The organism is Pseudomonas sp. R45(2017), from assembly GCF_002112305.1.
GTDB classification, from domain to species: domain Bacteria; phylum Pseudomonadota; class Gammaproteobacteria; order Pseudomonadales; family Pseudomonadaceae; genus Aquipseudomonas; species Aquipseudomonas paraglycinae.
In genome coordinates, this window is the sequence record NZ_NEHH01000001.1 from 126338 (window position 1) to 148173 (window position 21836).

Consider the following 21836-nt stretch of genomic DNA (forward strand, 5'->3'; position numbering starts at 1 on the left):
CTCAGCGCCGGGTGATCAGGCCCTGACGCGCGACGCGGGTCAGTTGGCGAATCATTTCCGGCGCCTCTTCAAGGCTTGGGGCCTGAATGACGGCCAGATCGAAACTGTCATCGGCAAAACGCGCCAGCGACTCACCGTCTTCGACAAACTGGATCAGGAATGCGGCAGGACCGCCGCTGCGGCGTGGCCAGCCATCGAGATAACGCAACAGCGTCGGCTGATGTTTGCCGCCAAGCAGGATTTTCGGATTGCGCTGGGTGATGTGTGCCGTGATCGGCGCGGGACGTGCTGGAGGGCGTAGTGCATTCATCGTGTCGTGTCTCTGCCTCAAAAGTCTGCATGGCAGGTGAGAGGCAACACCGAACCAGCGCTTTAGCGGTATTTCGAAGCCCTGTTCCGGCTTCTGACGGCAACTGAAGAATAGTCACCTGGCGCCCCGCAAGTAGCTGTTTAAATCGGCGCATGAGCGGCATCCTAGAGAACGTGACCGGCCAGTGTCAAGAATCAGCCGCAACAAAAAAGGCCCGCACAATGCGGGCCTTTTGCTTGAGACAGAGCCTTCAACCGGCGATGGCGCGATCCACCGAGAGCTTGCCGGCGCCTTCGATCAGCACCGCGAGGCTACCGCCGAGCAGGGCCAGAGCGAACTCGTAACCGTTGTTGGCCATGAACAGACCGTTGCTGATGTGCACGGTGAAGATCGCCACCAGCGACAGGAAGGTCAGGCCCAGTGCCGCCGGGCGAACCAGCAGGCCGATGATCAGCGCCAGACCGGCGAAGAACTCGGTACCGCCGGCCAAGGTGGCCATCAGGTAACCCGGGGTCAGGCCGATGCTTTCCATGTATTGCGCAGTGCCCGCCAGGCCGTAGCCACCGAACAGGCCGAAGAGTTTCTGCGAGCCGTGGGCGGCGAAGATCACGCCGACGGCAATGCGCAGAATGGTCAGACCGTAGCCGGCGCGGGTGAACAGAACCTTGTTGATCAGAGAGCTCATGTTGCGTTTCCTTGTTGTCAGAAGTGCTTGTTGGTTGGCCGCTATATTAATCAGTTAATTTCATGTTAAAAGCGCAAAAATTCCGCCATAATAATCAACTTTTTTGATCATTTGCGTGAAACCACTTTCTGCCCCCCGGGCTCCAACGACTCCCGCTCCCGGTCGAACGCCAAGTAATACTTGTTCACGCTATTAACATAGCTGACGGCGCCCATTCCCACCTGCTCCATGGCGATGCGCTCGACCTGGAAGAACCATTGGTTGGGATTCAGGCCGCGACGCCGCGCCTCGGCACGCATGCCTTGCACCCGTTCCGGGCCGATGTTGTAGGCGGCCAGGGTGAACGCCATGCGCTCGCGCTCGTTGAGTTTCGGGCTGTTGAAGAACTTGCGGCGGATCATCGCCAGATACTTGGCCCCGGCCTGCACATTCGCATCGAGATTCTGGATATTGTTGACGCCGACTCGCTGCGCGGCGGACGGCGTGATCTGCATCAGCCCGGTCGGGCCGCTGCCGTTGCGCGCGTTGGGCTGTAGCGCCGACTCCTTGAAGGCCAGCGCCGCCAGGTTGAGCCAATCCATGTTTTGCGCTTCGGCGTGCTTCTGCAGGGTCGGGCGCAGTTTCTCCAGGCGCTGGCGGTCAGCCTTGGCCAACGGATAGTGCACCTGATAGAGACGGCGGTAGATCCGCAGGAACGCCGCATCTTCGTTCGACGGTTTTTTGTAGCCGGTCAGGAAGCGGTCGATGCTGGCCCGCAACATCGACGCATCACGGCGCACGAACCAGTATTCCTCGCCCGGTTCGCTGATCATCACCTGACGGTCGAAACGCAGCTTGGGCAGGATCTTGCCCCACCGCTCGGCAATCGGTTGCTCGACGATGGTCAAGTGGAAGATCCCGCCCTGAACCATCTCCAGCACGTCCTCGACCGCCAGCGTCGGATCGACCCATTCGATCTTGATCGGCGCCAATTTGTGCAGCGCCAGTTTCTGGTTGAGCTGACTGACCGCCTCCCCCGCCGCACTGCCGGTGGGCAGCGCCAGGGTTTTGCCGGCCAGTTGCTCGACCTTGGTGTAGCGTTTTTCACCCTTGATGCCGACCAGCACCAGCGGCACGTTGCTGGCAATCGGCTCGCTGCTGGCGACCGCGTGGCCCGGTTGCAGCTCGAGCAGTTCGCCTGGCGCAACAAGATCGCCTTCGCCACGCTGTAGCGCGCCGAGCAGTTGATCCTTGGCTTTGGGGATGATCTTGAGGGTGATTTCCTGGCCGTCGCGAGCGTGGCCATTGAGGTATTGCTCGAAGGCGCGCAGCCGGTGGTATTCGATGCCGATCGCCTGGCCCTGGACTTCGCCGGAGCTGTTGCGGCTCTGGTTGACCAACACTCGCAACACGCGGCTGCTGCGGATTTCGGTCAGGTCGCGAACCTTGGCGGCCGGCACGGCTTGCAGCGGCCCGGGCAGCCGCGCGACCGCCGTCATCGGCAGCAGCAACGAACCACACAGCAGGAGCAAAACCGAGGGACGAACCATCCACTCTCCGGAAAGAATACGGGGCGTTTTCACCGCTGAGCGGTCGCAAAACACCGACGAAAACAGAGCGCCTGGAGCGCTGATAAAGTGCGAGAGACTGGCACAGTGATGGCAATCCTGCCAACCCGGCCTGCTACGCGGCCTCAACAGACAGCCATAAGCCGTTGTAGTTCTTGGCTTTTCTTATAAATCTACAGCTCTGATATGCTTTCCGGCCTTCGGCCCGAGGTAGCACCATGCAACTCATCGATATCGGCGTCAACCTGACCAACCCCAGTTTCGCCGACAAACACCAGGCCGTGCTCGACCGCGCCTACGCGGCCGGGGTCTGCCAACTGGTGCTGACCGGCACCAGCGTCGAGGGCAGCGAACAGGCGCTGGAGCTGTGCCGGCAACTGGATCCGGACGGTCAGCGACTGTTTGCCACCGCCGGCATTCACCCGCATTCGGCCAGCGACTGGAATGCCGACAGCGCACGGCGTCTGCGCAGTCTGTTGCAGGAATCGAACGTGGTGGCGGTGGGCGAATGCGGGCTGGATTTCAACCGCGATTTCTCGCCGCGCCCGCAACAGGAAAAAGTCCTCGAAGAACATCTGGCGCTGGCTGCCGAACTGCAATTGCCGGTGTTCCTGCACGAGCGTGATGCGAGCCAGCGCCTGCTGGACATCCTCCGTGACTTCCGCGACCGCTTGCCCGCCGCCGTGGTGCATTGCTTCACCGGCGAGCAGAAAGCCCTGTTCAGCTACCTCGATCTGGATCTGCACATCGGCATCACCGGCTGGATCTGCGACGAGCGTCGCGGCACCCATTTGCATCCGCTGGTGAAGGAGATCAAGCGCGGTCGCCTGATGCTGGAAAGCGATGCACCGTACCTGCTGCCGCGCACGTTGCGGCCGAAGCCGAAAAACGGCCGCAACGAGCCGGCGTATCTGACCGAAGTGCTGCGTGAAGTGGCGTTGCATCGAGGCGAGACCGAAGCAGACCTGGCGGCCCACACCACCGCTTGCGCACGTGCTTTCTACGGTTTACCTACCCTGCCCTAGCCGAGGCCAATGCATCACTTGTTGATGCACATCAAGATCCGGACACCTGCGTAGCGGCACAATAATGGCACCTTGCCAAAACTGTTTCCGCTATCAGAGAAGACCTCCATGGGTGCCTGGCTTAGCAATATCTCGCTGAAATACAAATTCTGGGCGGTCAACGCGGTCGCCTTTGTCACCACCCTGTTGCTGGTGCTGTACGCCGTGCAGCTCGAACAACAGGCCCGCAGCCACGCCGCGCAAACTTCGGCCCAGGCCCAGGCGCAATTGCTCAAGGCCTGGCCGGCCGGGCAGGCGCTGCCCAAATCCGATCAAGTGCTGACTTTCAAACGCGGCGAAGCGCCGCGCCTCAACGATCAACCGCTGCTGGAGATCACCGACAGCAACGGCTGGATCGAGATCAGTCACTTGCCGTTGTTCGGTGAAAACCCGCTGCTCGGCGCCGAGGTCTTCAGCCGTGCCGATGGTCAGCAGGTCGCCGTGATCGCCTATGCCCCAAGCCTCAGTCAGGTGTTCAGCGAACGCTTCGCCAACTACGCGGTGGCGGTGTTCATCCTGATGCTGGCGATGCTTGGCGCTTCACAGTTGTTGATCCGTTTCCTGCTCAGCCAACTCAACACCCTCAAGGACGTGATGCTGCACGTGGAGAAAACCGGCGACCTCGCCGCCCGGGTGCCGCTGGCCTGCAAGGATGAAGTCGGTCAGATGGCCAACGCGTTCAATGCGATGCAGGCCGGTTATCAGCGAGTAGTGACCACAGTGGCCAACACCGCGCGGCAACTCGACGTCGGTGCCGCGCGACTGGCGTCGAGCATGAACGAAGTGCGTCACGGCATGCTCGGCCAGCAGAGCGAAACCGATCAGGCCGCCACGGCGATCAACGAAATGACCGCCACCGTCTACCACATCGCCCAGCACGCCGGCGCCACTCGCGACCTGTCGCAGACCGCCGACGGCCTGGCCGGCAGTGGCCAGCAAGTGGTGAGCCGGGTGCAGACTTCGATTGCCGGGCTGTCGAGCGGCGTGCAACAGACTGCCGAGATGATCCAGCGTCTGGCCGAGGACAGCCAAAAGATCAACGGCGTGGTCAGCGTGATCCACAGCATCGCCGAACAAACCAATCTGCTCGCACTCAACGCCGCCATCGAAGCGGCGCGCGCCGGGGAGATGGGTCGCGGGTTTGCGGTGGTCGCCGACGAGGTGCGCAACCTCGCAAAACGCGTGCAGACCTCCACCGATGAAATCACCACCATGGTCTCGGCGTTGCAGGCCGGCACCCGCGACGCGGTGGACTTCATGCAGGAGAGTTCGTACAAGGCCGACGACTGCGTGCAGCAGGCGCAAGAAGCCGGCGAAGCGCTGGCGGAAATCACCGGGGCGGTAGCGCAGATGCGCGAGAGCAACACGCAGATTGCGGTGGCGGCGGAGCAGCAAAGTCAGGTGGCCGAAGAGATGAACCGCGCCGTGGTGAGCATTCGCGATGTCACCGAAAACACCGTACAACAGACCGTGGATTCGGCGACCACCAGTAACGAGTTGGCGACACTGGCCGGGGAATTGAACAAGGCGATCGGCCAATTGAAGCTCTAGGGGGCAACATCAAGAATGGCCATTGTTCCTATCACTTCAATAGCCAACCTTGATTCGCCGCCCTCGCTGCCCCGGCCTATTCTTCAACCATGTACCGAACGAACATGGATCGAGGAGCAGCAACATGGGCAAACGTCACCCCAACCTTCCCGCGTGGCAATGGCGCGCGTACCCGAACAACCATCAGCACCCGACCAATCTGGTGCTGCACCTGATTGCCGTGCCGCTGTTCATCGTCGCGTTTCTGTTGATCGTCTCGGGCGTGTTCAGCCTGAGTCTGGCCAGCGTGGCGATCGGCGTGATTGGCGTCATTGCGGCGCTGGGTCTGCAGCGTCACGGTCACAGCCTGGAGGCGCAAGCCTCCGAGCCGTTCAGTGATCGCAAGGACGCCGTCTCGCGTCTGCTGGTCGAGCAGTTCCTGACGTTTCCGCGGTTCTTCCTCAGTGGCGGCTGGTTTCGCGCCTGGCGTGAACGCCATCGCCGCCATTGAGTCAGGCGAAGATCGTCACCGTCTGCCGACTCATGGCAATCAGTTCACCCTTCGCGCTCCACAGCTTGGCGGCGACATGCCCGTAACCGTCAGCCGCATACTCGATGTCCGCCAGGTATTGGCAAAAATCCAGCGTACTCAAATCCCGTAACGGCTGAACGAATTCGATGGTCCAGGTCAGCGTGCTGCCCGGTGCCGGCTTCTTCAGATACGGCAACAGCGCGGGCGGCCAAGCATCGACCAGCGCCAGCAGGTGCGCTTCGTTGACCGGCTCTTCCTTCACATCCCCACGCAAACGCACCCAGCCGCCCATCAGCCGCGATTGATTGCCGGTGAACGGCATGCCGCCGACACTCCAGCGCATCGCCAGATGGCGCATGAACTCGGGGGTTACGCCCTTGATATACGGCAGTTCCTGGCAGTCATCCCAGTGTTTCATCTCCGGTGCCGGATAGGCTTCAACCGCCACTTCCGACGACCGCGAAGCCCCGAAGCTGCCTTGCACCATCGTCACCACCTGACCGTTCTGCACAGCGCGCCCCAGCACCTGGCTGACCGCTTTGCCTTCGCGCAGTACTTCGACTTCAAAGCTCACCGGCACTTCTGGCTCGACCGGGCCGACAAAGGTGATCGCCAGCGAACGCACCGGCCGATCGGTCGGAACCTTGGTGCGCATCACTTCAAATTGCAGCGCGGCCACCAATCCGCCAAAACTGGCCCGGCCCTGCCCCCACTCCGCCGGAATCGTGACCTCCGGTTGACGACGGACAGCATCGATCAGATCGCAAAAGCGCATGGAAACCTCGGACACGAAAAAGGGAATGACCGGATCTTAACCAGCGCGGGAGAGCGGCGCAGCGTCCATTCCGGTCAAAGAGACTGACAGATAAGACAGCGATGCTGCGCGCCAGCGCGTTTCAGGACTTGAAGCAGGCTGCGCTGAGTTTTTCCAGCACCCGGTCGGCCTTGATTTCGGCCTTGGCCATGGTCGCCTGCCAAGTGGCGACGCAGGGTTGAAGATCCGGCTCCAGCTCGGCGCGGGCCAGCCATTGCCAGCAATCGTGCCAGTCACCGAGGGCGCCTTGTGCGGACTTCAAACGGGTTAATGCGGCTTCGGGCAAACGATCCAGTTCAGGATAGGCCTCGATGCCGTAACGCACGCGCTTGATCAGCAGGCGCAGGCGATGACGGTCATGGGCCGGGTCGTGCAGCGCCACGTCGAGGTTCTTCCATTGTTTGCCCAGACGTTTTTCGATGCGTTTGTCCAGGCGCTTGAGCAATCCCTGGCGCTGGGACGCGCGCAGAAAACGCGGAAAGGCGTCGAGGATCATCAACAGCGACGCCACTTCGGCGCTGGCCGCCAGCGTCGGGTACGCCTCGGCCATCTGCGCCATGCGGCGCTGCGCGGCTTCGGGCTGATCGTGTTTGATCAGCCAGGCTGCCAACACCTCGCGATCGCGCCACGGCGTGGTCAGTTGCCCGACGCTGGCCGCCGCGCTTTCCAGTTGCTCGACACCGGGCAAGCCGCGCAACGGTCGCAGCAGACTGCGCAAGCGCCGCACGGTGGTGCGCAGATCGTGCAGTGTTTCAGGGTCGGTTCGAGCGGTCAAACGGGCCTGACAGCCCAGCAGCCTGACTTCCAGGCTCAAGACATGAGCCACCAACCGATCGACCAACGCAGACATTACTTGCTCCTGAATTCAATGGCGCTGCATGAGTGTGCACCTGCGCAAGGGACCTGCCCTTGCGCCACGTCAGCAGCTTAGCGCCCGGCGCGGGATTCGCGAATGTAGAAACGTGCCTTTTCGGCTTTCTTGGTGCAGCCTTCAAACCCTTCGAATTGCTGCTGGGTCTTGGCCGCCGTCAACAGCGACAACGCCTTGGAATAGCTGACGGTGCCGGCAAAACCTTCGGCCTTAGCCAGATCCAATTCATGCCACGCCGCGTCCAGCTGGCTGCCGCAGCTGTCGCGGTAAGCGGTCTTGCCGGCGCAACCGGCCAATGCCAGCGCCATCAACGGCACACAGATCCAGGCTTTCATCACTCACACCTCGAAGATTGGTCAACAGTCGTGCAGGTAAGACGGTGCGCCAGCGAAAAAGTGCCTTGCGTCCCGCATTTGCACCGCTCTGCAAAAGATAACGCCGACGGGTCATGAAGTATCGAAAAAACGACGCCATCGCCGCCCCGAGCGACCCCGGCGATTGAAGCCCGGCCCTCGATGGGTGCATTGTGCAACCTTGTCGGGAGGAAGTTGGATGAAAAAGCGTGTCGCACTGGTGCTGGGCTCCGGTGGCGCCCGGGGCTATGCCCATATCGGGGTCATTGAAGAAATCGAACGACGGGGCTATGACATCAGTTGTATTGCCGGCTGTTCAATGGGGGCCGTGGTCGGCGGAATCTACGCCGCCGGCAAGCTTGACGAGTACCGCAACTGGATCGAAAGCCTGGATTACCTCGACGTGCTGCGCCTGGTGGATGTGAGTTTCCGACTCGGTGCGATCCGTGGCGAAAAAGTCTTCGGCCAGATTCGCAAGATCGTCGGCGAGATCAACATCGAAGACCTGCGCATCCCCTACACCGCCGTAGCCGCCGACCTCACCAATCAACAGGAAATCTGGTTCCAGGAAGGCTGCCTGCATCAGGCGATGCGCGCCTCGGCAGCGATTCCCAGCCTGTTCACCCCGGTGATGCAGGGCAACCGGATGCTGGTGGACGGCGGCATTCTCAACCCGTTGCCGATCGTGCCGGTGGTGTCGAGCCACTGCGACCTGATCATCGCGGTCAATCTCAACTCGACCAACCAGCGTCATTACAAATTGCCGGTGATCCAGCGCCCCGCCGCGTTCCGCACGCGCTTCGACAGCCTGATCAATTCGTTGGGCTCGAAGATGCCGTTCCGCCGCAAACAGGCCGAGCAACTGCTGATGCTGGAACAGGAAGCGCTGCGTGCCGAAGCGGCGGACATCAATCCGTGGGTCGAAGGCGCCGAGCCGGAAACCCAGCAACCGGCCGCCGCCCCTGAGCGCGACGGCGCACCGAAATCCGCCACCGGATCGTTCATCATCGATAACGTCGGGCCGGCGTCATTGCTCGATCTGATCAACCAGAGTTTCGAGGTGATGCAGACCTCGCTGGCGCAGTACAAGATCGCCGGGTATCCGCCGGACATCCTGATCAACGTGCCGAAACGGGTGTGCCGGTTCTTCGAGTTCTACAAGGCGCCGGAGCTGATCGCGCTGGGTCGCGAGATTGCCCGGGATACCCTCGACCGCTACGAGAGCGAGCAGAACTAAAGGCTGCTCTCACTCAACAAGCGATAACCGACGCCGGCCTCGGTCACGATGAACCGGGGCCGGGTCGGATCGTCTGCCAGCTTCTGCCGCAGATGCCCGACCACGATCCGCAGGTAGTGGCTGTCCTCGGTGTGGGTCGGGCCCCAGATGTCCTTGAGCAATTGCTGCTGGGTGATCACCCGCCCCGGATGCCGCGCCAGTTGCGCCAGCACTGCGTATTCCTTGCGGGTCAGAGCGACCTCGACGCCGTCGAGCAGTACCCGGCGATACGCCAGGTCCACGGTCAGCGGGCCGAAATTCAACGCGGCCTGCTGCGCCTCGCCTGCCGGTGCCTGACGCAGCAACGCGCGCACCCGGGCAAGAAACTCCTGAATGCCGAACGGCTTGGTCACGTAGTCATTGGCGCCGCCATCCAGCGCCTGGACTTTCTGCCCTTCACTGGCGCGCACCGACAGCACCAGCACCGGCGCCGTGGCCCATTCGCGAAACTCGCGCAGCACTTGCTGGCCGTCCATGTCCGGCAGGCCAAGGTCGAGCACCAGCAGATCCGGTTTGTTGAGCGCCGCCTGGGCCAGGCCCTCGGCACCGGTGCCGGCCTCCAGCACTTTGTAGCCCTGGGAAGCGAGGCTGATGCGCAGGAACTTGCGGATCTGCGGTTCGTCATCGATGACCAAAATGGTCGCGGTCTGGCTCATGAATTCACATCAACACAAAAGAGTGGCAAGAGAGTAGCGCAGCGCGGATCAGGCTTCACCGTCCATCCCCGGTTGCGTCTGCAAGGGCAGGTGCAGGGTGATGCAAGTGCCGCGTCCGTCGATGCCATCGCCGACACTGATCCGCCCGCCATGGGCGCCGACCATGCCCTGACAGATCGCCAGCCCCAGCCCCGTGCCCTGCCCGCCCCGGTCACCTCGGGCGGCGGTGTAGAACATGTCGAAAATCTTCGCCCGCTCATCCACCGGAATCCCCGGCCCTTCATCGCTCACCGAGAAAAACACCTCGCTGTCATCCGCTCCGGCGCGCAATTGCAGACGGCCTTGGGACGGCGAGAATCGGGCGGCGTTTTCCAGCACGTTGACCAGCGCCTGCTCGATCAGCGCGGCATGCACATACAGCAGCGGCAACTCGGCCGGTACATCAGTGCTCACTTGCAACGACGACAATACGGCTCGCAAACGATTGAGCGCACTACCGACGATGTCCGCCGGCGACACCCAATCCCGCGCCAGCTTCAGGGCGCCGTGGCCGAGACGGGTCATGTCCAGCAGGTTCTGGATGTAGCGGTCGAGACGTTCGGCTTCATCGCGGGTGCCTTCGAGCAACTCGCGGCGATCCTCCAGCGGGATCGCTTCACCGAGGGCCAGCAGGCTGTCGATGCTGCCGCGCATCGAGGTCAGCGGCGTGCGCAAATCGTGGGACACCGAGGCCAGCAAGGCACTGCGCAGTTGTTCGGTTTCGCCGTGCAGACGTGCGGCTTCCAGGTCATCGGCCAGTTGCGCACGGGCCAATGCTTGAGCCAAAGGCTGGCTCAACGCCGTCAGCAAACGACGACGCTGGCCGCTCAGGGTCTGGCCCTCTTTGGCGCACACACCGAGCAACGCCAGCGGCCCGTCCTCCACCGACAGCGGCCACCACCACCAGCGGCCGAACGGCAACGTGCCGGTGCCCATGCCCGCCGGCTGATCGTGTTGCCACGCCCAGTCGGCGGCGGCGCGTTCGGATTCAGTGAATTGCAGCGGCCCGCCGGTTTCGACTTTCCAGCCGCCCTGCCCGTCGCGATTAAGCAGGCACAGTTGCAGATCGCTCCAGCCATTGAGGTGCTGGGCTGCGGCGCTGACCACGGCCTGACGGTCGGTGGCGGCGGTGAGTTTGCGCGACAGGTCGAGCAGTTCGGTGGTCTCTTCCTGGGTATCGCGCAGCGCCTGCAATTGCCGACGCTGACGCGCTGCTAAGTTGCCGGTGAGCGCCGCCATCAGCAGGAAGAACAGCAAGGTCAGCACGTCTTCTTCGCGCTGGATGCTGAAGGAGAAATTCGGCGGAATGAACAGAAAGTCATAGGTCAGAAACGACAGCGCCGCACAAGCCAGCGCCGGGCCGAGACTGCTGCGCACCGCCACCAGCAACACCGCCGCAAGAAACACCAGTGAGATGTTCGGCAGCGGCAGCACGCTGGACACCGCCCACGCCAGCGCACTGGCCAGAATTGTCGCCACCAGCGCCAGCGCATAGTCGAACCACACCAGCGTCGGCGCTACACGCGGGCGCGGTTGATGCTGTTCCTGATCACTGTCCAGCACGTTGATTTCCAGACCATGGGCCTGACGCAGCAAACGCGCCGCCAGCCCACCACCGAACAGACGCCTGCGCAGACGCCGCCGCGACTGGCCGACCAGCACCAGACTCGCCCGACGTTCCGCCGCATGCTGGATCAGGGTTTTCGCCACTTCACCGGCCCGCAGCAGGACCACTTCGCCGCCGAGGCGTTCGGCCAGTTGCTGGGCGCTTTGCAGGCGCAGGCGCGATTGCTCGTCACGCACGCTGCCGTTGTCGACGTGCACCAGACTCCACGGCAAATGTCGGCGCTGGGCAACGCGACTGGCGTGACGCACCAGCCGTTCCGCCTGGGCATCGCCATCGACGCCGACCAGCAAGCGCCCACGTACCGCCGGCGCGGCTTGACCGAGCTGGCGATAGCCTTGGGCGAGATCGTTATCGACCTGCGCGGCAGCGGTCTGCATCGCCAGTTCGCGCAGCGCGGTGAGGTTGGTCTGGGTAAAAAATGCATCGATCGCGGCGCGTGCCTGCTCCGGCACGTAGACCTTGCCTTCGCGCAGGCGCTCGAGCAGTTCGCGGGGTGGCAGGTCGATCAGCAGCAGTTCGTAGGCTTCCTGCAACACCCAGTCCGGCAGGGTTTCGCGCACTTGCACACCGGTGATGCCGCGCACCTGATCGTTGAGACTTTCCAGGTGCTGGACGTTGACCGTGGTGTACACGTCGATGCCGGCGGCAAGCAGTTCCTGAATGTCCTGCCAGCGTTTGGCGTGGCGGCTGCCGGGGGCGTTACTGTGGGCGAGTTCGTCGACCAGCACCAGTTTCGGCTTGGCCGCGAGCAGGCCGTCGAGGTCCATTTCTTCAAGCGTCACGCCGCGATATTCCGAGCGCACCAGCGGCAACTGCGGCAAGCCGCCAAGCAGCGCTTCGGTTTCGGCGCGGCCGTGGGTTTCGACCACGCCGGCAATGACTTTCACGCCTTGGCGCAACTGGGTATGGGCCGCCTGCAGCATTGCGTAAGTCTTGCCCACACCCGGCGCTGCGCCGAGAAAAACCTTGAGCCGGCCGCGTCCGTCGCGGGGCAGTTCTGCTAACAGCGCGTCGGCGCGGCCGGAGTCACTCATGCTTGAAGCTCTCTCTTCCTGATGTGATCGCGATTCACAGCTTTTCCAGCGCCATGTTCAGCGCCAGCACATTCACCACCGGCGGACCCACCAGAGGCTGTTCAATGTGCGCGTCGAGCAACTGCTGCAAGGTCGCCACCGGCAGATTGCGCGCTGCCGCAACACGCGCCAGTTGATAGGCAATCGCCGCCGGTGGCAAGTGCGGATCGAGGCCACTGCCGGAGGTGGTCACCAGCGCCAGCGGCACCGGGCCCTGGCCGGGCACCTGCAGTTTGTTGGCGTCATCGATCACCCGAGTGGCCAGCGCCGGATTGCTTGGCGACAGGTTGCTCGCACTGCTCGACACGGTGGCAAAGGCACCGGCTGATGGACGCGGATGGAACCAGGCATCGCCGACAAAATCCTGGGCGATCAGCGACGAGCCGCGCACCTTGCCTTCGGCGTCGCGCACCAGGCTGCCGTTGGCCTGCTCGGGGAAGGCGACTTGCGCGACGCCCGTGACTACCAGCGGATAGGCAACGCCGGTCATCAGGGTCATCAGCACCAGCAGGCTCAGGGCCGGACGTAACATTGTGGACATTTCAAAATCCTCGAATTCGTGCTTGAAGCGGTGTGCCCGGCACACCGCTGTTCAGGTTCAAACCAGATGCAACGCCGTCAACAGCATGTCGATCGCCTTGATCCCCACGAACGGCACCAGAATCCCGCCCAGGCCATAGATCAGCAGATTGCGACGCAGCAGCGCCGCCGCACTCGCCGCCTGCACCCGCACGCCGCGCAGGGCCAGCGGGATCAGCACCACGATGATCAGGGCGTTGAAAACGATGGCCGACAGAATCGCGCTCTGCGGGCTGCTCAAATGCATGATGTTCAGCACGCCCAGTTGCGGGTAGATCGCGGCGAACAACGCCGGCAGGATCGCAAAGTACTTGGCCACGTCGTTGGCGATGGAAAAGGTCGTCAGCGCACCGCGAGTCACCAGCAATTCCTTGCCGATCTGCACCACGTCCAGCAACTTGGTCGGGTCGCTGTCGAGGTCGACCATGTTGGCCGCTTCGCGCGCGGCTTGGGTGCCGTCGTTCATCGCCATGCCAACGTCAGCCTGGGCCAGCGCCGGGGCGTCGTTGGCGCCGTCGCCGCACATCGCGACCAGACGACCGTCGTTCTGCTCGTGACGGATACGGGCGAGTTTTTTCTCCGGTGTGGCCTCGGCCAGCACGTCGTCGACGCCTGCTTCAGCGGCGATCGCGGCAGCGGTCAGCGGGTTGTCACCGGTAACCATCACCGTGCGAATCCCCAGTTTGCGCAGCTCGGCAAAACGCTCGCGGATGCCCGGCTTGACCACGTCTTTCAGGTGGATCGCACCGAGCAGTTTGCCGTCGGCGCAAACCAGCAACGGCGTGCCGCCGCTCTGGGCAATCTTGTCGATTTCCCGGGACAGCGCCGGGGCCAGATCCTTGCGTTGTTGACCGAGGAACGCCAACAGCGAATCCACCGCGCCCTTACGGAATACACGGCCCTGATAGTCGACACCGGACAAGCGGGTTTCAGCACTGAACGGTACGGCGGTCAGAGTTTCCGGCGAAGGTTCCGGCTGTGGATTGGTGCCGCGCAGGTACTCGACGATGGACTTGCCTTCGGCGGTTTCGTCGGCCAGCGAAGCGAACAGTGCGCCTTCGGCCAGCTCACGGGCATTCACGCCCGGCGCGGCATATACCGCACTGCAACGACGGTTACCGAAAGTGATGGTGCCGGTCTTGTCCAGCAGCAACACGTGCACGTCACCCGCCGCTTCCACCGCGCGACCGGACTTGGCGATCACGTTCAGGCGCACCAGACGATCCATCCCGGCAATCCCGATCGCCGACAGCAGGCCGCCGATGGTGGTCGGAATCAGCGTGACCAATAACGCCACCAGGAACACCAGCGGCAGGCTGCCGTTGGCGAAGTGGGCGAACGGCTGCAGGGTCACGACCACCAGCAGGAAGATCAGGGTCAGGCCGATCAGCAGGATGTCCAGCGCCACTTCGTTCGGGGTCTTCTGGCGTTTGGCACCTTCGACCAGCGCGATCATCCGGTCGAGGGTCGATTCACCGGGGTTGGCGGTGATCTTCACCAGCAGCCAGTCGGACACCAGCCGGGTGTTGCCGGTGACGGCGGAACGGTCGCCACCGGACTCGCGAATCACTGGCGCCGATTCACCGGTGATCGCCGCTTCGTTGACCGCCGCGATGCCTTCGATGACCTCGCCGTCACCGGGGATCATCTCCCCCGCTTCGACGCGCACCACATCGCCCTTGCGCAGGCTGGTGGCCGGTACGACCTGGAAGCTGCCGTTGGCCAGTTTGCGTCGGGCGCTGAGGCCCTCGCTGCCGGCCTTGAGGCTGTCGGCGCGGGCCTTGCCGCGACCTTCGGCCAGCGCTTCGGCGAAGTTGGCGAACAGCACGGTGAACCACAGCCACAGGGCAATTTGCGCGGCAACGAAGGTCGGCACGCTGCTGTCGGGAATGAAGCACAGCACGGTGGTCAGGATGGCCGTCAGTTCGACCACCAGCATCACCGGCGAGCGTTGCAACTGGCGCGGGTCGAGCTTGACGAACGCTTGCACCAGCGCCGGACGCCACAGGGCGCTGATCGCGGTTTTAGGAGCTTCAGCCGACTTGGCAGCTGTCGCTGGTTTTGAAGCTGGAACATGCATATTCATGATGGATTCCTTAGAAGCCCATGCTCAGGTGTTCGGCAATCGGGCCGAGCGCCAGGGTCGGCAAGAAGGTCAGGCCGCCCACCAGCAAAATGGTCACGGTCAGCAGGGTCACGAACAGCGGGCCGTGGGTCGGGAAGCTGTTCTGGCCGATCGGTGCGGTTTTCTTCATCGCCAGGCTGCCGGCCAGGGCCAGTACCGGAAGGATGTAACCGAAGCGGCCGATCAACATGCCCAAGCCCAGCATCAGGTTGTGGAACGCGGTGTTGGCGCCGAAGCCGCCGAACGCCGAACCGTTGTTGGCACTGGCCGAGGTGTAGGCGTAGAGCAATTGACTGAAACCGTGCGGACCGGGGTTGCTCACGGCCGCCACCGGGCCGGGCAGGCTCGCAGCGATCGCGCCGAGCACCAGCACGCCGACCGGCATCACCAGCAGGGTCACCACCAGCAGCTGTACTTCACGGGCCTGGAGTTTCTTGCCGAGGTATTCCGGGGTGCGACCAATCATCAGACCGGCGAGGAACACCGCGATCAGCACGTTCAGCAACATGCCGTAGAGCCCCGCGCCGACGCCGCCGAAGATCACTTCGCCGACCATCATGTTGACCAGCGCGACCATGCCGCTGAGCGGGTTGAGGCTGTCATGCATGCCGTTGACCGAACCGTTCGACGCCGCGGTGGTGGTCACCGACCAGAGCACGGTGGCGGTGGTGCCGAAGCGTGCTTCCTTGCCTTCCAGCGGCGCGGTTTGCTCGACTGCGACGTTGTTCAAGGCAGGGTTAGGTTGATATTCGGCCCACAGCGAAGTGGCGCCGCCGATGATGAACAGCGCGAGCATGCAACCAATAATGGCGCGGCTCTGGCGCAGGTCCTTCACGTAGTGGCCGAAGGTGAAAACCAGCGCCACCGGGATCAGGATGATCGAGGCGACTTCGAACAGGTTGCTCCACGCGGTCGGGTTCTCGAACGGATGTGCCGAGTTGACGCCGAAGAAGCCGCCGCCGTTGGTGCCCAGTTGCTTGATCGCAATCTGGCTGGCGGCCGGGCCGAGCGGGATCACCTGATCAACGCCCTGCATCGTCACTGCATTCACATATTGGGCGAAGGTTTGGGGCACGCCCTGCCACACCAGATACAGCGCCAGCAGCAGGCACAGCGGCAGCAGGCCGTAGAGGGTGGCGCGGGTCATGTCGACCCAGAAGTTGCCGAGAGTCTTGGTGGACTTGCGCCCGATGCCACGGCACAGCGCAACCAGCACGGCGAGGCCGGTAGCGGCGCTGACGAAGTTCTGCACGGTGAGGCCGACCATCTGGCTCAGGTAGCTGAGCGACGCTTCGCCGCTGTAGGCCTGCCAGTTGGTGTTGGTCATGAAACTGACGGCGGTGTTGAACGCGAGGGTCCACTCCTGGCCCGGCAGGTTTTGCGGGTTCAGCGGCAGGTGATCCTGAAACAGCAGGATCGCGAACAGCAGCAGGAAACCGGCGAGGTTGAACGCCAGCAGCGCCAGCGTGTACTTCTGCCAGCTCTGTTCATCCTGCGGGTTAACGCCGGCAATGCGGTAACAGCCGCGCTCGACCGGGCCGAGAATCGGCGTCAGCCAAGTGCGCTGGCCCTCCATTACCTTGTAGTAGAAGCGCCCGAGGAACGGCGCCGGCAGCAAGACCACCGCGAAGAATGCGAGGATCAGCCAATAGTCATAACTGTGCATAGCCGCTCCTAAGTCCGGTCCGCGCGCAACAGCGCAACCAACAGATAAATGAACAGCCCCACTGCCAATAGCAGTGACACCCCGTCCAGAACGCTCATGGAAGATCTCCGTGTTACGGCGTATTGCCGCGTGTGGAGGCATTGTCGGAAAGGAGGCTGTAAAGGAACGAGAGCGAGGGTGCGCGCGGGGCATAAAGAAAGCGTAAAGAGTGGGTTTACGCGGGCGTTACAGGTGAGTTTTGCGTCGTGTGGACGGGCCTCTTCGCGAGCAGGCTCGCTCCCACAATTTGAAATGCGCGCGTCCAGGCACCGCTGACACCTGTGGGAGCGGGCTTGCCCGCGAAGACGGCAGCACAGACAACATCGCACCCAACTGGCGCACAATTTTGTCGGCATTGCGCCGCGAACATCCCCGATACGACAGCTTTCAGCCCATTACGACCCGCCAATACAAAATGGCACGCCCACTGCACACGCCCTTCCCCGAGCTTTCCAAACCGTTCAGGGAGCAAACGCATGAACACACAACTCAAACCCACGCTGGGCACGTTGCACCTGTGGGGCATTGCTGTGGGGCTGGTGATTTCCGGGGAATATTTCGGCTGGAGTTATGGCTGGGGCGTCGCGGGAACACTGGGCTTTCTGGTGACCTCGTTCATGGTCGCGACCATGTACACCTGTTTCATCTTCAGCTTCACCGAACTGACCACGGCGATCCCCCACGCGGGCGGGCCGTTTGCCTACAGTCGCCGGGCTTTCGGTGAAAAAGGCGGATTGATCGCCGGACTGGCGACGCTGATCGAATTCGTCTTCGCCCCGCCGGCGATTGCCTTGGCGATTGGCGCGTACCTGAACGTGCAGTTTCCGGCCCTCGACCCGAAACACGCGGCGGTCGGCGCGTACATCGTGTTCATGGGTCTGAACATTCTCGGTGTGAAACTGGCCGCGACTTTCGAGTTGATCGTCTGCGTCCTGGCCGTCGCCGAGTTGCTGGTGTTCATGGGCGTGGTCGCCCCGGCCTTCAGTTTCAGCAACTTCGCGCTCAATGGCTGGGCCGGCTCGGACATCTTCGGTGCACCGGCGATTGCCGGGATGTTCGCGGCGATTCCGTTCGCAATCTGGTTCTTCCTCGCCATTGAAGGCGCGGCCATGGCCGCCGAAGAAGCCAAGGACCCGAAACGCACAATTCCCAAGGCCTACATCAGCGGCATTCTGACATTGGTGCTGCTGGCGATGGGCGTGATGTTCTTCGCCGGAGGTGTCGGCGACTGGCGCACCCTGTCGAACATCAACGACCCGTTGCCACAAGCGATGAAAACCGTGGTCGGCGACAACTCCGGCTGGCTGCACATGCTGGTCTGGATCGGTCTGTTTGGGCTGGTGGCGAGTTTCCACGGGATCATTCTTGGCTACTCGCGGCAGTTCTTCGCCCTCGCCCGCGCCGGTTACCTGCCCGCTTCGCTGGCGAAGCTGTCGCGCTTTCAGACCCCGCACCGCGCCATCATCGCCGGCGGCGTGATCGGCATCGCCGCGATCTACAGCGACGGCCTGATCAACCTCGGTGGCATGACCCTCACTGCCGCGATGATCACCATGGCGGTGTTCGGTGCGATCGTGATGTACATCATGAGCATGCTCAGCCTGTTCAAACTGCGTAAATCAGAACCGAATCTGGAACGCACCTTCCGCGCGCCGTGCTACCCGCTGATTCCGCTGATTGCATTGGTGCTGGCCGTGGTGTGCCTGGTGGCGATGGCCTGGTTCAATGCGTTGATCGGGCTGATCTTCCTCGGCTTCATGGCAGTCGGTTTCGGCTACTTCCTGTTGACCGGCCAATTGCGCGCCAACGCCCCGGCAGACGCCATGCTCACCGGACTGTAAACCGCGACGGGCATAACCGGCCTAGAATGGAACCACTGCGAATGCACTTCGCTCAAAGTGGTATGCAGCGTTGCACGACGAAACCCTCGCCCGTCGACCTGCCCTTAAGGAGAGCCGTTATGCCCTGGTATGCCTGGTTGATTCTGGTCGTTGCAATCGGCTCGATCGTCGGCGGTCTGATGATGTTGCGTGACACCGCCAACAAGGTCGAACTGACCGATGAACAACGCAAGCGCGTCGCTGAACGCAATGCCGAAGCGGACATCAAGGACGCGCAGGACCGCTGAACGAAAAACCCCGCCTGAATCGGCGGGGTTTGTTTTTTGTGGCGATTATTTTTCCCACTCGGCCTTGGCAATGTGCAAGCCATGCAGGCCTTTGTACGCCGCACGCTCCGGCTGGCTCCACCCTTCGAGCAGCGCATCGTCCAGACGATAGATTTCCACACCGAGCGGGCGGCATACGGTCAGCGGGTCCTGCGCGTCCGGTCCCCACATCGCCAAAGACAAGTCACCACCCGGACAGGTCGACAGCGCGCACAGCAAGTCGATTTCGGCGAAGAACTCCAGGTAGTCGCCCTTCTGCGCCGGGCAGGCCTTCATGAAATACAGGTCATCGTGATTCAGGCCGGTGCACTGAAAGATGTTCAGCACGTCATGCACATCGAATTCGGTCAGACCGTGCGGAAGTACGGCGCGGGTCAGGTTGGAATGGCAGTGATGATGAAAATCCTCGCCAGTGAGCATTTTGTTCACATAGGGATCGCAGCGCGTGCCGAGCAGATCGTGCAGGCGCCCACCGTGCTCGTCGATGCCATAGTCGGCCAGGCTGTCATCGGTGATGGTCACCAGAGGTCGCAGAAAAGGCAGGTTAGACCATAACCGGTCATGGGTGCTGACATGCGCGCCCTGCAGTTGCCGGGTGCGCGCCGCCCACATCCGCTCGCGCGGATCGTGTGCGTTCCACACATTGAAATCGCCCACCTGAGGCCCGACCGGTGTGGTGACACGAAACACATGCCCCGCCGGCACGTGCCAGGCACGCCCGGTGCGGATCGGCACTTCGAATTGTTCGATCAGCGTGCGACCGTCCTTGCGGTCGCGAATCCGTTCGTAGAAAGGTGTATTGACCTGTAACGCCGAGCCTTTGCTGACCTGATAGGCGGCCGGGTAGTCTTTGTACATGATTTCTCCTGCTCCTCAAGTGATGGCAACTTTGCAAGCTGCAACCACTATCCGTGCCAACCGTTGATGGCTGTTACGAACATGTCGGAGTCACCGACAGTTTTTTTAGAAGTAGAAGTACAGTCACCATTCAATTTGCATTGGTTAAGATGGCGCTCTTGTTGCGGAGAGTTTAAATGCGTTACTCGCAGGATCATAAAGCCCAGACCCATCAGCGCATTATCAAGGAAGCGTCCGAGCGGTTTCGCAAGGACGGCATTGGTGCGACGGGTCTGCAACCTTTGATGAAGGCGCTGGGCCTGACCCATGGCGGCTTTTATTCGCATTTCAAATCGAAGGACGAGTTGGTTGAAAAAGCCCTGCAAGCGGCTGGCGATCAGGTTGCGGGCTTGTGCGAGGAGCTGTTCGCCCAGGAAAAACCACTGGAAGCCTTCATCGATACGTACCTCTCCGAATGGCATCAGACCTCTCCTCATGAAGGCTGCCCGCTGTTGACCATTTCTTCGGAACTGGGGCTACGTGGCCAGCCGAGCCCGACCAGCGATGAAGTGCTCAAGGCTCGCCTGGATCAGATCCAGAGCACGCTCGAAGGCGATAACGCCGCCCAACGCAGCATCGTCATCATGTCAACGCTGGTAGGGGCGCTCCTGCTATCACGCAGTGTTGCGGATGCCGATTTTGCGCAACAGATCCTCGACGTCACCCGCGAACACCTCAAACGCTCGGAAGACTAAGCCTGCCAGCGCTTGAATAGCACACTGGCATTGACCCCGCCGAAGCCGAACCCGTTGGACAACGCATACTCGATCGGCATCGACCGCGCCTGACCGTGGACGATGTCCACGCCTTCGCTGGCCGGATCGGGATTTTCCAGGTTGAGAGTCGGCGGAACGATCTGATCGCGGATCGCCAACAGCGTGAAGATCGCCTCCAGACCTCCCGCCGCACCGAGCAAATGCCCCGTCGCGGATTTGGTCGAGGTCACGGCGATGGAGTTTTGCGTTCCAAACACCGACTTGATCGCCGCCAGTTCACCGAGGTCGCCCACCGGCGTCGAAGTCGCATGGGCGTTCAGATGCTGCACCTGATCCGGCGTGATACCGGCCTGGGCCAGCGCGAGAGTCATCGCCCGTCGCGCACCGCTACCGTCTTCCGGCCCGGCGGTCAGGTGATAGGCATCGGCGCTGGTGCCATAGCCGACCAGTTCGACCAACGGCTGTGCGCCGCGCGCCAGTGCGTGCTCCAGCGACTCGATCACCAGCAGCCCGGCCCCCTCGCCCATCACGAAACCATCCCTGCCGCTGTCGAACGGGCGTGAAGCGCGTTCAGGCGTGTCGTTGTAGCCGCTGGACAAGGCCCGCGCCGCCGCAAATCCGGCGAGGCTGACTCGATCGATTGATGCCTCGGCACCGCCGCACACTGCAATATCGGCCTCACCGGCACGAATTAGCCGCGCCGCGTCACCGATCGCCTGCACACCGGCGGCACACGCGGTGACCGGTGCACCAAGCGGCCCCTTCAGACCATGCTGGATCGAGACATGCCCCGCCGCAAGGTTGACCAGAAACGAGGGAATGGTGAACGGCGACAAGCGTCGCGGGCCTCGGCTGTCAGTGGTGCGCACCGCATCGGCGATCGCGCCGAAGCCGCCGACACCGGAGCCGATGATGGTGGCCGTGCGCTCCTGAGCGTGGGGCTCGGTCGGGTGCCAGCCGGCCTGTTCAAGCGCCTGACGCGCAGCCTCCATCGCGAACAGAATGAAACGGTCCATTTTCTTCTGCTCTTTGGGCGGCGTGGCGCGATCCGGATCGAAACCTGCTTCGGCGTCCTCCTCCATCGTCGGCACCACACCGCCAACCCGGGTCGGCAGATCGGCAATCACCGCTTCCGGCAAGTTTCGCAAACCCGAATGCCCGGCCAGCAGGCGCTGCCAGACGACTTCGACGCCGCTTCCCAAGGGCGATACCAGGCCCATACCCGTGACAACTACTCGACGCTGATCCATATCGGGTTGACCTCTCGTGA

At 62.5% G+C, this 21836-nt stretch carries 21 protein-coding genes; 7 read left to right on the plus strand and 14 right to left on the minus strand.

Going from position 1 to position 21836, the window contains the following annotated elements:
* Window position 1: 1 nt before the first annotated feature.
* The 3 genes from CAF74_RS00605 to CAF74_RS00615 form a co-directional block, all read right to left on the minus strand.
* Window positions 2-310 (minus strand): hypothetical protein, encoded by a 309-nt coding sequence (locus CAF74_RS00605; RefSeq protein ID WP_085607170.1) that lies wholly within the window; start codon window positions 308-310, stop codon window positions 2-4.
* Between the two features lie 250 nt (window positions 311-560).
* Complete coding sequence (locus CAF74_RS00610) at window positions 561-995, minus strand: DoxX family protein (protein ID WP_007950955.1); 435 nt, start codon at window positions 993-995, stop codon at window positions 561-563.
* A 107-nt stretch (window positions 996-1102) separates the two neighbouring features.
* Window positions 1103-2524 carry a transglycosylase SLT domain-containing protein gene (locus CAF74_RS00615; protein ID WP_085744981.1) on the minus strand — a complete coding sequence of 474 codons (1422 nt, stop codon included), beginning with the start codon at window positions 2522-2524 and terminating at the stop codon, window positions 1103-1105.
* Between the two features lie 236 nt (window positions 2525-2760).
* Between CAF74_RS00615 and CAF74_RS00620 the strand changes: the two genes are divergently transcribed.
* The 3 genes from CAF74_RS00620 (at window position 2761) to CAF74_RS00630 (ending at window position 5647) form a co-directional block, all read left to right on the plus strand.
* Entirely contained in the window at window positions 2761-3567 is an 807-nt protein-coding gene (locus CAF74_RS00620) for a TatD family hydrolase (RefSeq protein ID WP_085744982.1), read from the plus strand.
* A 108-nt stretch (window positions 3568-3675) separates the two neighbouring features.
* Window positions 3676-5157 (plus strand): methyl-accepting chemotaxis protein, encoded by a 1482-nt coding sequence (locus CAF74_RS00625; RefSeq protein ID WP_085744983.1) that lies wholly within the window; start codon window positions 3676-3678, stop codon window positions 5155-5157.
* Between the two features lie 124 nt (window positions 5158-5281).
* The gene (locus tag CAF74_RS00630; RefSeq protein WP_085612198.1) at window positions 5282-5647 is read left to right on the plus strand and encodes an Mpo1-like protein; all 366 of its coding nucleotides are present in this window, start codon (window positions 5282-5284) and stop codon (window positions 5645-5647) included.
* Window position 5648: 1 nt separating this feature from the next.
* On the opposite strand, the gene CAF74_RS00635 is transcribed toward CAF74_RS00630, so the two are convergent.
* From CAF74_RS00635 to CAF74_RS00645, 3 genes are all read right to left on the minus strand, one after another.
* Complete coding sequence (locus CAF74_RS00635) at window positions 5649-6443, minus strand: acyl-CoA thioesterase II (protein ID WP_085744984.1); 795 nt, start codon at window positions 6441-6443, stop codon at window positions 5649-5651.
* 121 nt (window positions 6444-6564) lie between these two features.
* Complete coding sequence (locus tag CAF74_RS00640) at window positions 6565-7332, minus strand: CHAD domain-containing protein (RefSeq protein WP_085744985.1); 768 nt, start codon at window positions 7330-7332, stop codon at window positions 6565-6567.
* 77 nt (window positions 7333-7409) lie between these two features.
* Complete coding sequence (locus CAF74_RS00645; RefSeq protein ID WP_007950948.1) at window positions 7410-7688, minus strand: hypothetical protein; 279 nt, start codon at window positions 7686-7688, stop codon at window positions 7410-7412.
* Window positions 7689-7905: 217 nt separating this feature from the next.
* Between CAF74_RS00645 and CAF74_RS00650 the strand changes: the two genes are divergently transcribed.
* The gene (locus CAF74_RS00650; protein ID WP_085607182.1) at window positions 7906-8943 is read left to right on the plus strand and encodes a patatin-like phospholipase family protein; all 1038 of its coding nucleotides are present in this window, start codon (window positions 7906-7908) and stop codon (window positions 8941-8943) included.
* On the opposite strand, the gene CAF74_RS00655 is transcribed toward CAF74_RS00650, so the two are convergent.
* The 6 genes from CAF74_RS00655 to kdpF are packed head-to-tail and all read right to left on the minus strand — an operon-like array spanning window position 8940 to window position 16845.
* Window positions 8940-9638: a response regulator gene (locus CAF74_RS00655; RefSeq protein WP_039770498.1), complete on the minus strand. Its 699-nt coding sequence runs from the start codon at window positions 9636-9638 to the stop codon at window positions 8940-8942. The genes CAF74_RS00650 and CAF74_RS00655 overlap by 4 nt on opposite strands.
* Before the next feature lie 48 nt (window positions 9639-9686).
* Window positions 9687-12338 (minus strand): sensor histidine kinase KdpD, encoded by a 2652-nt coding sequence (locus tag CAF74_RS00660; protein WP_085744986.1) that lies wholly within the window; start codon window positions 12336-12338, stop codon window positions 9687-9689.
* A 34-nt stretch (window positions 12339-12372) separates the two neighbouring features.
* Window positions 12373-12918 (minus strand): potassium-transporting ATPase subunit KdpC, encoded by a 546-nt coding sequence (kdpC, locus tag CAF74_RS00665; protein WP_085744987.1) that lies wholly within the window; start codon window positions 12916-12918, stop codon window positions 12373-12375.
* 57 nt (window positions 12919-12975) lie between these two features.
* On the minus strand, window positions 12976-15042 hold the full coding sequence (kdpB, locus tag CAF74_RS00670; protein WP_085744988.1) for a potassium-transporting ATPase subunit KdpB: 2067 nt from the start codon (window positions 15040-15042) through the stop codon (window positions 12976-12978).
* Between the two features lie 10 nt (window positions 15043-15052).
* Entirely contained in the window at window positions 15053-16747 is a 1695-nt protein-coding gene (gene kdpA / locus CAF74_RS00675) for a potassium-transporting ATPase subunit KdpA (RefSeq protein ID WP_039770510.1), read from the minus strand.
* An 8-nt stretch (window positions 16748-16755) separates the two neighbouring features.
* Window positions 16756-16845: a K(+)-transporting ATPase subunit F gene (kdpF, locus tag CAF74_RS00680; protein WP_007950940.1), complete on the minus strand. Its 90-nt coding sequence runs from the start codon at window positions 16843-16845 to the stop codon at window positions 16756-16758.
* 417 nt (window positions 16846-17262) lie between these two features.
* Between kdpF and eat the strand changes: the two genes are divergently transcribed.
* Complete coding sequence (gene eat, locus CAF74_RS00685) at window positions 17263-18627, plus strand: ethanolamine permease (protein WP_085607188.1); 1365 nt, start codon at window positions 17263-17265, stop codon at window positions 18625-18627.
* 119 nt (window positions 18628-18746) lie between these two features.
* Window positions 18747-18914 (plus strand): DUF2897 family protein, encoded by a 168-nt coding sequence (locus tag CAF74_RS00690; protein WP_007950938.1) that lies wholly within the window; start codon window positions 18747-18749, stop codon window positions 18912-18914.
* A gap of 45 nt (window positions 18915-18959) precedes the next feature.
* On the opposite strand, the gene CAF74_RS00695 is transcribed toward CAF74_RS00690, so the two are convergent.
* Window positions 18960-19811 carry a DUF1989 domain-containing protein gene (locus CAF74_RS00695; RefSeq protein WP_085607190.1) on the minus strand — a complete coding sequence of 284 codons (852 nt, stop codon included), beginning with the start codon at window positions 19809-19811 and terminating at the stop codon, window positions 18960-18962.
* 176 nt (window positions 19812-19987) lie between these two features.
* Here CAF74_RS00695 and CAF74_RS00700 point away from each other — a divergent pair, with 176 nt between their 5' ends.
* On the plus strand, window positions 19988-20545 hold the full coding sequence (locus CAF74_RS00700) for a TetR/AcrR family transcriptional regulator (RefSeq protein WP_085744989.1): 558 nt from the start codon (window positions 19988-19990) through the stop codon (window positions 20543-20545).
* Here the strand turns inward: CAF74_RS00700 and fabF are convergent.
* On the minus strand, window positions 20542-21816 hold the full coding sequence (gene fabF, locus CAF74_RS00705; RefSeq protein WP_085744990.1) for a beta-ketoacyl-ACP synthase II: 1275 nt from the start codon (window positions 21814-21816) through the stop codon (window positions 20542-20544). The genes CAF74_RS00700 and fabF overlap by 4 nt on opposite strands.
* Between the last annotated feature and the right edge of the window lie 20 nt (window positions 21817-21836).

Excerpts from the sequence above, each read along its gene's own strand:
- kdpA (WP_039770510.1), bottom strand. The coding sequence starts at position 16,747 with ATGCACAGTTATGACTATTGGCTGATCCTCGCATTCTTCGCGGTGGTC.
- CAF74_RS00660 (WP_085744986.1), bottom strand. The coding sequence starts at position 12,338 with ATGAGTGACTCCGGCCGCGCCGACGCGCTGTTAGCAGAACTGCCCCGC.
- CAF74_RS00615 (WP_085744981.1), bottom strand. The coding sequence starts at position 2,524 with ATGGTTCGTCCCTCGGTTTTGCTCCTGCTGTGTGGTTCGTTGCTGCTG.
- kdpC (WP_085744987.1), bottom strand. The coding sequence starts at position 12,918 with ATGTCCACAATGTTACGTCCGGCCCTGAGCCTGCTGGTGCTGATGACC.
- CAF74_RS00630 (WP_085612198.1), top strand. The coding sequence starts at position 5,282 with ATGGGCAAACGTCACCCCAACCTTCCCGCGTGGCAATGGCGCGCGTAC.
- CAF74_RS00635 (WP_085744984.1), bottom strand. The coding sequence starts at position 6,443 with ATGCGCTTTTGCGATCTGATCGATGCTGTCCGTCGTCAACCGGAGGTC.
- CAF74_RS00620 (WP_085744982.1), top strand. The coding sequence starts at position 2,761 with ATGCAACTCATCGATATCGGCGTCAACCTGACCAACCCCAGTTTCGCC.
- fabF (WP_085744990.1), bottom strand. The coding sequence starts at position 21,816 with ATGGATCAGCGTCGAGTAGTTGTCACGGGTATGGGCCTGGTATCGCCC.
- CAF74_RS00695 (WP_085607190.1), bottom strand. The coding sequence starts at position 19,811 with ATGTACAAAGACTACCCGGCCGCCTATCAGGTCAGCAAAGGCTCGGCG.
- eat (WP_085607188.1), top strand. The coding sequence starts at position 17,263 with ATGAACACACAACTCAAACCCACGCTGGGCACGTTGCACCTGTGGGGC.
- CAF74_RS00690 (WP_007950938.1), top strand. The coding sequence starts at position 18,747 with ATGCCCTGGTATGCCTGGTTGATTCTGGTCGTTGCAATCGGCTCGATC.
- CAF74_RS00650 (WP_085607182.1), top strand. The coding sequence starts at position 7,906 with ATGAAAAAGCGTGTCGCACTGGTGCTGGGCTCCGGTGGCGCCCGGGGC.
- CAF74_RS00640 (WP_085744985.1), bottom strand. The coding sequence starts at position 7,332 with ATGTCTGCGTTGGTCGATCGGTTGGTGGCTCATGTCTTGAGCCTGGAA.
- CAF74_RS00625 (WP_085744983.1), top strand. The coding sequence starts at position 3,676 with ATGGGTGCCTGGCTTAGCAATATCTCGCTGAAATACAAATTCTGGGCG.
- CAF74_RS00605 (WP_085607170.1), bottom strand. The coding sequence starts at position 310 with ATGAATGCACTACGCCCTCCAGCACGTCCCGCGCCGATCACGGCACAC.
- kdpB (WP_085744988.1), bottom strand. The coding sequence starts at position 15,042 with ATGAATATGCATGTTCCAGCTTCAAAACCAGCGACAGCTGCCAAGTCG.
- kdpF (WP_007950940.1), bottom strand. The coding sequence starts at position 16,845 with ATGAGCGTTCTGGACGGGGTGTCACTGCTATTGGCAGTGGGGCTGTTC.
- CAF74_RS00655 (WP_039770498.1), bottom strand. The coding sequence starts at position 9,638 with ATGAGCCAGACCGCGACCATTTTGGTCATCGATGACGAACCGCAGATC.
- CAF74_RS00645 (WP_007950948.1), bottom strand. The coding sequence starts at position 7,688 with ATGAAAGCCTGGATCTGTGTGCCGTTGATGGCGCTGGCATTGGCCGGT.
- CAF74_RS00700 (WP_085744989.1), top strand. The coding sequence starts at position 19,988 with ATGCGTTACTCGCAGGATCATAAAGCCCAGACCCATCAGCGCATTATC.
- CAF74_RS00610 (WP_007950955.1), bottom strand. The coding sequence starts at position 995 with ATGAGCTCTCTGATCAACAAGGTTCTGTTCACCCGCGCCGGCTACGGT.